Below are 9,722 nucleotides of genomic sequence, written 5' to 3'. Positions count from 1 at the left end.
GCGTTGCTTTTACTGCCTGGAAAGGATTAGTTTGTCCTGTATAAATATCGCTTTCGGTCGAGGTGAAAACCTTCTGTTTAGTCGGAATTGCAACAGAGAAAGTTATTTTATTCGCCAAACTATCTATAGAATGATAAACAATAAATGGCGCTCCGTTTTCAGGTGTATTTGTAATTTTTAATAACTGATTAAGTTTGGGAAGTGTTTTTTTAATTTTCGCAGGTAATTCTTCAACTTTACAACTAACTACTTGTTGTATATAAAAAATGGTATCACGATTTACAAAACCATCAACTTTTATAGTAAAGCTATTAATTTCGGTAGTCAAGATAGTATTTAAAGTTGTAAGGCCATTCTCGAATTTTTCAGCAAAATCGTTATGAGTTCCACGGTTTATAATACTTAAAAATTTATCCTTAAAACTTAATTTACCTTTTGTAGTCCAAGTTACGATTGTTTTTTTAGATAAAGTATCTCTAAAAGTTAGTTCCAGTTCTGCAGGGACTTCATTTATAATAATATTTTGCAAAATGGTTTCTTCGCCAATTTTTTGAACAGATTTTACTTTTGTATTTTCTCCTTTCCAAGGATTTATAGTTTCCCAGTTTTTGGAATCTGAGACGTAATTAAAAACGATTTCTTTAGATACATCAATTTGTTTACTCTTTGTTACTATGTAATTTCCGTCTTTTGTAGCAACAAAAACAGAGACCGTTATGGTAATTAGTAAGACTAATAAAAAGATATATTTTGCAATTCTCATATAAGAATAAATAAAATTTTTGTTAAAAATATGAAAAATTTTTCAAAAAAATTAATATTATGTCTATTCTTTCATTAATGATTTAATTATAAATAGAAAGCCTATAAATAATATGAATCCAACTAATATCCATAAACTTCCTTTATAATACTGTTTGTGAATTTTTAAATCTTTTCGGTAAGAAAAGATCATGATTATGATAAAGCAAATTGCAAAAATTGCTGCAAAAATTAATTGTCCAGAACTAAACATAAATATTTTTTTGTAAAAATAATCAATTGTAATTTCATTTTAATAATTTGCGACTTAAATTAATTAATATAAAAAATGCAAAAACAAATAAAATCTGTTCATGAGTTTCATTCTGCTTTTGGATTAGGAATAAATACCAATCCTACGGGTGATTTAGGTGAAAATAAAAATTTACTTCGTTACAATTTGATGAAAGAAGAAAACGAAGAATATCTTGAAGCAGTTACTAATAACGATATTATAGAAATTGCTGATGCTCTAGGTGATATGCTTTATATCTTGTGTGGAACTATTATAGAACATGGGTTACAAGACAAAATGGAGGCGGTTTTCGATGAAATTCAGCGTAGTAATATGAGTAAATTGGGTCATGACGGTAAACCTATTTATCGAGAAGATGGAAAAGTGTTAAAAGGACCTAATTATTTTAAACCTAATTTTGAAGAAATTCTTAAGATTTAAGTAAAATCAAAAAAAAAGCAGAAATAAGTTTTTACACTCATTTCTGCTTTTGTCTTTTATATGAATATCTTGCCTAAATTTAAACTTTAACAGTCCAACCAAAAGTGTCTTCTGCTAGTTTGTGCTGAATATTTGTTAGCTTCTCTTTTAATTCTAAAGCTATTGAGTTTTCCGTTTTAGGTAATTCATAGTAAACATCTTGATAGGAAAAACCTACAATTGGGTTTACCACTGCAGCAGTTCCTGCTCCAAATATTTCTTTAAGAGAACCATTTTTAGCAGCTTCTACAATTTCTGAAACTAAAACAGGCTGAACAGCCACTTTTATACCTTCACGCTTAGCTAAATCTATTAAACTTTTTCTAGTTACACCATCAAGAATACGTTCGCTAGTTGGTGCGGTATATAAGGTGTCATTTATTCTAAAAAACACATTCATGGTTCCAGCTTCTTCTAACGTAGTATGCGTCGCATCATCTGTCCAGATAATTTGCTGAAAACCTTGTTCATTAGCTAATTTTGTTGGGTAAAATTGTGCCGAATAATTTCCTGCAGCTTTTGCGGCACCAATTCCGCCATTTGCAGCGCGACTATAATGTTCCGCAATAATAACTTTTACTTCACCAGAATAATAAGATTTTGCTGGCGATAAAATGATCATAAATCTATATTGTGTAGATGGTTGCGCAATAACACCAGTACCAATAGCAATCATAAACGGACGTATGTATAATGTGTTTCCAACACCTTTTTTAACCCATTCTTTTTCGATTTTTAAAATTTCTTTTAAACCATCAATAAAAATATGTTCAGGTACTTCTGGCATTGCCATTCTAGTTGCCGATTTATTAAAACGTTTTAAATTTTCGTCGGGTCTAAAAAGCCAAACATCATTATTATCATCTTTATAAGCTTTCATTCCTTCAAAAATGGCTTGGCCATAATGAAAAACTTTTGCTGAAGGATCTAATAAAAAAGGTGCATATGGTTTTATAATAGGCTTTTCCCATTTTCCGTCTTTAAAATCACACATAAGCATGTGATCTGTAAAAACATTACCAAAAGCTAGATTCTCAAAATCTACCTCGTTAATCCTTGAAGAAGCTACTTTCACTACATCGATTTCGCTTTGAATATCTAAACCCATTACAGAAAATTAATTTTTTGCTAATTTAGTAAAAAACAAAGTGTATTGTAAATGTTAAGGCAAATATTTAATCAATTAAGAGGGATTTTTATCTTAAAACAATTGCAACAAATGATTATTTGAGTTTTTAGTAATAAAATGAGTTTTTCGTTAAACTAAATTTACTAAGTTGTGATTTTCTTGTTAGATTTGTATTCTTAAACAATAACATTAAAAATATTATGAAAAAACTCATTCTTTCACTAGCAGTTATAACTTCACTTATTAGTTGTAATGATAAAAATAAAGTGATAAACACTAACGAAAATGCTAAAACTGAATATGCTAGTTTTGGAGATAAAATATCTGATGAAAAAGCAATATCTGCCGAAGAAATGTCTAAACAATTTGAAACCTTAAAAGAAGGGGACACTTTAACTGTAAAATTCAAGTCTAAAATAAATTCAGTTTGTAAGAAAAAAGGCTGTTGGATGACTCTAAATTTAGGTAATGATAAAGAGGCATTCGTAAAGTTTAAAGACTATGCTTTTTTTGTTCCTAAAAATGCTGACAATGAAGAAGCAATAGTAAACGGAAAAGCTTATGTAAGCATTGAATCTATTGATGAGTTAAAACATTATGCTAAAGACGCAGGACAATCTCAAGCTTCTATTGATAGTATTGTGGCACCAAAAACTACCTATTCATTTATGGCTGATGGTGTTTTAATAAAAAAATAATGAAAAAATATTTAATAGTAATTTTAGCTTCAATAATATTATTTTCTTGTAATAAAAAACAAGAAAATTGCGAAAAACCAGCATCGGATAAAAAATTTGATATGTACGAAATGTCAGAAATGGCTATTCTTATGGAACAAATGTATGTAGATAATGAACGATTAAAACAAAGAATCATTAAAGGTGATACGATAGGTAAATTTCCTAATCATTTTCTAAAAATTCACAGCTCGGTAATGACTGACAAACAAGAAAACGACGATTTCTTTAAGCAACATGCCTCTGAGTTTATAAAATCACAAGAATTAATTTATAAAGACGCTAAAAATAGCAAAGAACATTTTAATGCAAGTATTGATGTTTGTGTAAAATGTCACGAAGTAAAATGTGGTGGACCAATAGTGAGAATAAAAAAACTATATATTAAGTAGTTTTGAAAAGAGAAATTATAAAAACCCTCGATGGATCTACAACGATTCATTTGCTTGACTGGGATGAATGTTATCATTCTAAACATGGCGCTATACAAGAAGCATATCATGTTTTTATTAAAAATGGGCTTTCTTTAGTTGAAGAAAATAATATTTCAATTTTAGAAATTGGTTTTGGAACTGGATTAAATGCTTTTATTACTTTGTTAGAAGCTCAAAAAAATAATTTAAAAATTGATTATACTGGTGTTGAAGCTTATCCTGTTTCTAAAGATGAAGCGCTAGAAATGAATTATTTAGAAGAACTAAAAGCAAAAGAGTTTGAATCTGATTACCAAAAAATGCATGATTGCAGTTGGGAAGATAAACATATTTTTAATCCCAAATTTTCATTAACAAAGCGAAAACAGTTTTTTCAAGATATTCAAGACAAAAATGCTTTCAATTTAATTTATTTTGATGCTTTTGGTTATAGAGTCCAACCAGAATTGTGGAGTACCGAAATTTTTAAGAATATGTTTGAAGCTCTTAAAGATAATGGGATTCTAGTAACTTACGCAGCTCGTGGCGTTGTAAAAAGATCTATGCAAGAAGTTGGGTTTATTGTTAAAAAAGTTGCTGGGCCACCAGGAAAACGTGAAATGATGATAGGGTTTAAAAAACTTTAATACTTTATTAGGATTTTTTACGTTTTAATTGTGTAGATTTGAGTAATACAATACCACAATTTTAAATTAAATACTATGTCAAAATTAATGGTTAATTATGCAAAATCAATTCTTGAAAGAGTTAGTTTTGATCCTATTTTGTTTTGTAAAGAATTAGAGAAAGCAGTAAAAACGTTATTGCCTTTCGAACTTGAAGAACTAGCAGTTTGGTTCTTTAACTTCACAAAGGAGAAACCAGAACTTAGGCGATGCGAAATTTATTTGAACGTATAAGCATAAAAAAATCCCAATGTAAATTGGGATTTTTTTATGCTTATATTTTAATAATTATTTTGTTACTTTTTTATATAAAGTAGCTTCATCACTAAATTTCTTTAATTCTATTTTTGGATCACCAAATATCGAAATTTCCGATTTTCCTGCAGCAGATATAGACAAACTACCATTTGTGTAAACACTACATTTTGTATTACTTTCTGTAGTTAGATTAAGTATTTTTGAGATTAGCTTTTGACCTTCATAACTTGTACTATTATCTAAACGAAGCTTCATTTCAGTTACTTCTCCATCAAGAATCGCTTCAGATTTTTGATACATATCAAATTTTAATTTATTTGAAGTAATGTGTGCTTTTATATTTGTGTTTTTACTCATTTCTACAAATGCATCCACACTTTTTAAGTTTAGTTCTACTTTTGATTTGTCATTTGCTAATAATGTGAAATTTGGGGAATTTGCAGCAATAAATGATTTAGAATAATCATAAGTTTTTATGGTAATATTTTTTAACTGGATTTCAGAAACTGCATTCAATTTTGCTTCATGTTTTACAGAAATTAATTTCAAACTGTCTGTATAAGTTACTCTAATTTCCAGTTTTTTGAAACCTGAAATTTCTTTATTTGTATTTAATCGTAAAGAATTACCATACGTTTGATGATTTATGGCTGTGTGCAAATTTTCATCGGTCTCAACTTCGATGGCATTTTTATCACCTTTTATTAAAAAAACTTCAAGATTGTCTTCGACTTCAAGTTCTGTAAAAGCAGCAACTTCAACATTTTCGACAGTTACAATTTTAGATCCTTTAACTTTTTCTTTTTTTTGGGCAAAAGAGATGGTAGTAAATAAGATTGCAAAAATAAGTAGGTTAATTTTTTTCATTTTGAAATATGTTTACTACAAATATAAAAAAATCATTCACTTTTGGTGAATGATTTTAATAAAATTAAGTTTTTTTACTCCTTATCTACACTTCCTCCAGAATTTTCTTCGATAGATAAATTTTTAGGAGTTTTAGAATAACTGATAGAACTTCCGCTTGATGCATGAGCTTTTAGTTTCAGTATTGGATTTACAATAGTTGTACTTCCACTTGTACTTTGAGAAATTATATTGTTAGCTAATAATTTTTCGGCATCAATACTGCTTCCACTAGATGATGCTGTTGTTACTTCGAGTGCTTTTCCTTCAACATTTAAATCACTTCCGCTAGAAGTTTCTAGAGCAACATAATCTGCTTCAATATTTGCATTTAATTTACTTGCACTGCTAGATTTTAAAGCAATATTATCTCCTTTTATAATGTTTTTAGTAACTAAATAAGCAGCACTTGTAGATTCTAAACTAGAGATATTAGGTATTTGAACCATAATCTTTTTAGATTTCACATTATAATAATTATTGTATTTTGAAGATATTTTTAAGACACCATTACTAACAGTAGTAATTATACCGTCTTGTAAATTATCATCTGCTTCGATTACAACTTTTTGATCATTTCCTTGAGTCACTTCGCAATCCAGTCCTTGACTTACTTCAATTTTTGTAAAAGCATCTAAGTTTCTTTCTTTTGTAACGACATGACCACTTCCAGTAATTTTTTCGCCAAAATCTATATCATACTTGCAAGAATTAAATAATAACACAATACACGTTGCAATTACTATTCGTACTAAATGAACCATTAGTTTTATCATAATTATTTGGTTTTAATTATTATTCCGTCTTTGTTAATTTTTAGTTCTTTAAAATCTTTAGAATTAGATATTGTTGTATCATTTTTTATAGAAATTCCGTCTTCATTGATGGTTACGTTTGGATTATGAATATTGATATTATCTTCATTATCACTGTCCCAATCTTCATTATCATTAACAGGACAGTTTATGCATTTTACTTTATTTTCTTCCACTTTATATACATCTTTATCAGAATCTGGGTTCCAATAAAAGTAATCACCATCAGTTTCTTCATAATGTCTTAATGAACTATCTGGTTTTAGATAGGTTCCTTTAGGTAAGTATAAAAATAATTTCACTTCTTGACCTCTATACTTATTTTTCACATCGGTTAGAAAATAATTGTCTAAAACAAGTTGGTTTCCAGTAATTTTTAAGTTGTATGTAATTTTTTCTGCACGTACTTTAGCTTCATTAAAAGATTTTCCGTTTGCATTTTTTTCTATTTGAATATATGGTAACCTCTCGTCAGTAGGCATGATTTCTATACTTACGTTGTTCGAATATATCATGTTTTGATTTGCAGAATCTTGTACAAATTTAAAACTTTCTCTATCGTTTATGTCTTTTGTGAAATAATCATTAAATCTAAATTTCACAAAAAGTGTATCATTAGGACTTATGTTTATTTGTTGTTTTGTAACAACTTTATTGTCAAAAGCTACTTCAGTTGCTTGACGAATCCCTATTGTTATTAATAAGCCAACAGCTAAAATCCAGATAGCTAGTAAAGTATATTTCCCAATATTTCCAATAGATTTTAAGTTGCTAACTAATATTTTTAATCCTAAAATTAACAAAAAGAAAAATGGAATTCCGATAGCTAAAAAGAATAATAGACTAACAAACCACATAGAAGTATTTGTATAGTTAAAAGTATTAAAATAGTCTAACCAAGGCACACTAAGAAAAGATGTAGAGCCAACAGTAAATAAGCTTATAATTAGAGAAATTAACGTTGTTGAAGCAATAATAACGATTAATGCACCAATAAATTTAGCAAATACTTTCAGGATAGAAACAATAACATCACCAAGCGAGCTTCCTATTTTTTCTGCACCATATTTAACTTGGGTTCCCATTTTTCCATAATCGGCATTCTTAAATTTTTCTGAAACAGTCTCAAATTCCTCCCTTACTTTTTTTTCTATATTTGAAATGTTTATAGGTTCCCCTCTCATTTCTAATTTTTCTGAAGTAGATATAGCTTCAGGAGTTACAGCCCATAATACAATATAAGCAATTATACCAGTTCCAAATCCTGCAAAAACAAGTAAAATAAGTGCAATTCTTATCCAAACTTGATCTACACCAAAATAATGTCCCAACCCAGATGCTACGCCACCTATTATTCCGTTTTCTTTGTCACGGTATAGTTTTTTAGATCCTGATGATGTGTAATTATAATTAGTTTCTTTGGGTTGGTCATCCTCAATTTTGTAGTCTTCTGGTTGCCCCATAACTGTGATAACATCATCTACGTCTTTTAGACCTATAACTTGTTTTTCGCTAGTTAATTTCTCTGAGAAAAGCTCTGAAATTCTACTTTCAATATCGTTCATGATTTCGTCACGACCGTCGCTAGAAAGAGATTTCTTTATAGCATCAAAATAGCGATTTAATTTCTGATAGGCGTCTTCATCTATGTGAAAGAAAAAACCTCCTAAATTCATATTTACTGTTTTGTTCATGGCTATTATTTTTGGATAGTTATAATGTTTACTGCATCAGACAATTCTGTCCAGGTGCTATTTAATTCGTTTAAAAATATTTGTCCTTCTTCTGTTAATCCGTAGTATTTCCTTGGCGGTCCAGAAGTAGATTCTTCCCAGCGATAGCTAAGTAGCTCGTCGTTTTTAAGTCTTGTAAGTAAAGGATATACTGTCCCTTCTACCACCAGTAGCTTTGCGTTTTTTAGGGTATCTAAAATTTCCGAGGTGTATGCTTCTTTGTCTTTTAAGACCGATAAGATACAAAACTCGAGAACACCTTTTCGCATTTGCGCTTTTGTGTTTTCAATGTTCATAGATTTTCTTTTTTAATAATTAAACTGTTCATTTTTTGATTGATTTTTGATTTGCCTCTATTTAAAAGGCTGATGATGATTGAAACTTATTTTAGAAAATTAATAGTCAACGGATATTTGAAATATTCTCCTTCACTGGTTTTAATAGCTCCATATATGATAAGGAAAAATTCAGCGATTTTCATAAGACAAAATAATCCAACAGCAACTAAAGCAATAACAACAATTCCTGTAATATTTCCAGTTGATAGTTTTTCGATTAAAAAATTGTCATTCTCAATTTCATTAAAACTCACATTACTAAATATTGAGAACAATAAAGTAGGGATAGAGATGACTAATAAGAGAATTGAATATAACAACATACTTAACTGAAAATTCATCACTTGTTTTCCGCTGTAGTCTATAAATTTTGACGAATCTTTTTTACTTCCCCATAATATAATAGGTAAAATATAATTTCCAAAAGGAATAAAATATTTTGTCATAGCACTCAAATGAATAAGTGAGGCGTAATTTTTTTCTTTGTTTGATGTTAGAACTGCTTCCATGATTTTGATTTTTTTTGATGATAAAACGAATAGTACTTTCTTTTAGCTATTAATTTCTTATACAAAGATACGGATAAAAAAAGGTATTGTGTATTACAAAGTACTAAATATTAACATTTATTTAACAATTAAAAATATTATGCATACATAGTATTTTTTTGTACATTAGCGAAAAATATAGCACTATGGAGTTTTCAGCATCAAATTTAAATAAGTTTTTATTTTTTAAATTGCCATCAGCTTTTTGGTCTGGTGTTAGAGCAAAGAGTATAAACGAAACGCAATGTGTGGTAACTGTTAAGCACCGTTGGGCAAATCAAAACCCTTTCAAATCAATGTATTTTGCAGTGCAAGCTATGGCTGCCGAACTTGCAACAGGAGCTATGGTGATGCTACATATTCAGAAAAGCAAAAGAAACATATCAATGTTAGTGGCAAATAACAAAGGAAATTTTACCAAAAAAGCAACAGGAAGAATAACTTTTACATGTAATGATGGGCATCTTATAGAAGAAGCAGTAAAAAAAACTATAGAAACTGGAGAAGGTCAAACTTTTTGGATGAAATCGATTGGAACCAACGAAAAAGGAGAACAAGTTTCTGAAATGGATTTTGAATGGAGTATACGAGTAAAGTAAAATGATTTCAACAATAGTTAAATTCTATACAATTAATAAATTCT

At 29.0% G+C, this 9,722-nt stretch carries 14 protein-coding genes; 6 read left to right on the top strand and 8 right to left on the bottom strand.

Annotated features, from left to right (window positions below):
- Nucleotides 1–763, bottom strand: a 763-nt coding sequence (locus ACKVOV_RS01235) for an AraC family transcriptional regulator (protein WP_409204958.1), incomplete at its 3' end; no start/stop codon positions are given.
- 63 nt (nucleotides 764–826) lie between these two features.
- Complete coding sequence (locus ACKVOV_RS01230; RefSeq protein ID WP_409204957.1) at nucleotides 827–1,015, bottom strand: hypothetical protein; 189 nt, start codon at nucleotides 1,013–1,015, stop codon at nucleotides 827–829.
- A gap of 75 nt (nucleotides 1,016–1,090) precedes the next feature.
- Between ACKVOV_RS01230 and ACKVOV_RS01225 the strand changes: the two genes are divergently transcribed.
- Nucleotides 1,091–1,477: a hypothetical protein gene (locus ACKVOV_RS01225; RefSeq protein WP_409204956.1), complete on the top strand. Its 387-nt coding sequence runs from the start codon at nucleotides 1,091–1,093 to the stop codon at nucleotides 1,475–1,477.
- Nucleotides 1,478–1,556: 79 nt separating this feature from the next.
- On the opposite strand, the gene ACKVOV_RS01220 is transcribed toward ACKVOV_RS01225, so the two are convergent.
- Nucleotides 1,557–2,624 carry a branched-chain amino acid aminotransferase gene (locus ACKVOV_RS01220; RefSeq protein WP_409204955.1) on the bottom strand — a complete coding sequence of 356 codons (1,068 nt, stop codon included), beginning with the start codon at nucleotides 2,622–2,624 and terminating at the stop codon, nucleotides 1,557–1,559.
- A 221-nt stretch (nucleotides 2,625–2,845) separates the two neighbouring features.
- Between ACKVOV_RS01220 and ACKVOV_RS01215 the strand changes: the two genes are divergently transcribed.
- The 4 genes from ACKVOV_RS01215 to ACKVOV_RS01200 all read left to right on the top strand — a co-directional run bounded on the left by ACKVOV_RS01215 (nucleotide 2,846) and on the right by ACKVOV_RS01200 (nucleotide 4,715).
- Complete coding sequence (locus tag ACKVOV_RS01215) at nucleotides 2,846–3,343, top strand: DUF4920 domain-containing protein (protein ID WP_409204954.1); 498 nt, start codon at nucleotides 2,846–2,848, stop codon at nucleotides 3,341–3,343.
- Nucleotides 3,343–3,774, top strand: coding sequence for a hypothetical protein (locus ACKVOV_RS01210; RefSeq protein ID WP_409204953.1), 432 nt, complete (start codon nucleotides 3,343–3,345; stop codon nucleotides 3,772–3,774). The genes ACKVOV_RS01215 and ACKVOV_RS01210 overlap by 1 nt, the downstream gene beginning before the upstream one ends.
- Before the next feature lie 2 nt (nucleotides 3,775–3,776).
- Entirely contained in the window at nucleotides 3,777–4,442 is a 666-nt protein-coding gene (gene mnmD, locus ACKVOV_RS01205; RefSeq protein ID WP_409204952.1) for a tRNA (5-methylaminomethyl-2-thiouridine)(34)-methyltransferase MnmD, read from the top strand.
- Between the two features lie 75 nt (nucleotides 4,443–4,517).
- Complete coding sequence (locus ACKVOV_RS01200) at nucleotides 4,518–4,715, top strand: hypothetical protein (protein WP_409204951.1); 198 nt, start codon at nucleotides 4,518–4,520, stop codon at nucleotides 4,713–4,715.
- 54 nt (nucleotides 4,716–4,769) lie between these two features.
- Here ACKVOV_RS01200 and ACKVOV_RS01195 read toward each other — a convergent pair whose 3' ends face one another.
- From ACKVOV_RS01195 to ACKVOV_RS01175, 5 genes are all read right to left on the bottom strand, one after another.
- On the bottom strand, nucleotides 4,770–5,606 hold the full coding sequence (locus tag ACKVOV_RS01195) for a GIN domain-containing protein (protein WP_409204950.1): 837 nt from the start codon (nucleotides 5,604–5,606) through the stop codon (nucleotides 4,770–4,772).
- Nucleotides 5,607–5,680: 74 nt separating this feature from the next.
- Nucleotides 5,681–6,421 (bottom strand): head GIN domain-containing protein, encoded by a 741-nt coding sequence (locus tag ACKVOV_RS01190; protein WP_409204949.1) that lies wholly within the window; start codon nucleotides 6,419–6,421, stop codon nucleotides 5,681–5,683.
- A 2-nt stretch (nucleotides 6,422–6,423) separates the two neighbouring features.
- The gene (locus ACKVOV_RS01185; protein WP_409204948.1) at nucleotides 6,424–8,154 is read right to left on the bottom strand and encodes a PspC domain-containing protein; all 1,731 of its coding nucleotides are present in this window, start codon (nucleotides 8,152–8,154) and stop codon (nucleotides 6,424–6,426) included.
- Nucleotides 8,155–8,159: 5 nt separating this feature from the next.
- On the bottom strand, nucleotides 8,160–8,489 hold the full coding sequence (locus ACKVOV_RS01180; protein WP_409204947.1) for a PadR family transcriptional regulator: 330 nt from the start codon (nucleotides 8,487–8,489) through the stop codon (nucleotides 8,160–8,162).
- An 86-nt stretch (nucleotides 8,490–8,575) separates the two neighbouring features.
- Complete coding sequence (locus ACKVOV_RS01175; protein ID WP_409204946.1) at nucleotides 8,576–9,040, bottom strand: DUF4870 domain-containing protein; 465 nt, start codon at nucleotides 9,038–9,040, stop codon at nucleotides 8,576–8,578.
- A gap of 185 nt (nucleotides 9,041–9,225) precedes the next feature.
- Here ACKVOV_RS01175 and ACKVOV_RS01170 point away from each other — a divergent pair, with 185 nt between their 5' ends.
- The gene (locus ACKVOV_RS01170; protein ID WP_409204945.1) at nucleotides 9,226–9,678 is read left to right on the top strand and encodes a DUF4442 domain-containing protein; all 453 of its coding nucleotides are present in this window, start codon (nucleotides 9,226–9,228) and stop codon (nucleotides 9,676–9,678) included.
- Nucleotides 9,679–9,722: the final 44 nt, after the last annotated feature.

Origin of the sequence: Flavobacterium sp., assembly GCF_046153165.1 — a bacterium.
GTDB lineage: Bacteria > Bacteroidota > Bacteroidia > Flavobacteriales > Flavobacteriaceae > Flavobacterium.
This window is presented reverse-complemented; position numbering and strand designations above follow the sequence as displayed.

Bases quoted from the DNA above. Each gene is read 5' to 3' on its own strand.
- ACKVOV_RS01190 (WP_409204949.1), bottom strand. From the start codon at position 6,421: ATGATAAAACTAATGGTTCATTTAGTACGAATAGTAATTGCAACGTGT.
- ACKVOV_RS01200 (WP_409204951.1), top strand. From the start codon at position 4,518: ATGTCAAAATTAATGGTTAATTATGCAAAATCAATTCTTGAAAGAGTT.
- ACKVOV_RS01195 (WP_409204950.1), bottom strand. From the start codon at position 5,606: ATGAAAAAAATTAACCTACTTATTTTTGCAATCTTATTTACTACCATC.
- ACKVOV_RS01215 (WP_409204954.1), top strand. From the start codon at position 2,846: ATGAAAAAACTCATTCTTTCACTAGCAGTTATAACTTCACTTATTAGT.
- ACKVOV_RS01220 (WP_409204955.1), bottom strand. From the start codon at position 2,624: ATGGGTTTAGATATTCAAAGCGAAATCGATGTAGTGAAAGTAGCTTCT.
- ACKVOV_RS01185 (WP_409204948.1), bottom strand. From the start codon at position 8,154: ATGAACAAAACAGTAAATATGAATTTAGGAGGTTTTTTCTTTCACATA.
- ACKVOV_RS01225 (WP_409204956.1), top strand. From the start codon at position 1,091: ATGCAAAAACAAATAAAATCTGTTCATGAGTTTCATTCTGCTTTTGGA.
- ACKVOV_RS01175 (WP_409204946.1), bottom strand. From the start codon at position 9,040: ATGGAAGCAGTTCTAACATCAAACAAAGAAAAAAATTACGCCTCACTT.
- ACKVOV_RS01210 (WP_409204953.1), top strand. From the start codon at position 3,343: ATGAAAAAATATTTAATAGTAATTTTAGCTTCAATAATATTATTTTCT.
- ACKVOV_RS01230 (WP_409204957.1), bottom strand. From the start codon at position 1,015: ATGTTTAGTTCTGGACAATTAATTTTTGCAGCAATTTTTGCAATTTGC.
- ACKVOV_RS01170 (WP_409204945.1), top strand. From the start codon at position 9,226: ATGGAGTTTTCAGCATCAAATTTAAATAAGTTTTTATTTTTTAAATTG.
- ACKVOV_RS01180 (WP_409204947.1), bottom strand. From the start codon at position 8,489: ATGAACATTGAAAACACAAAAGCGCAAATGCGAAAAGGTGTTCTCGAG.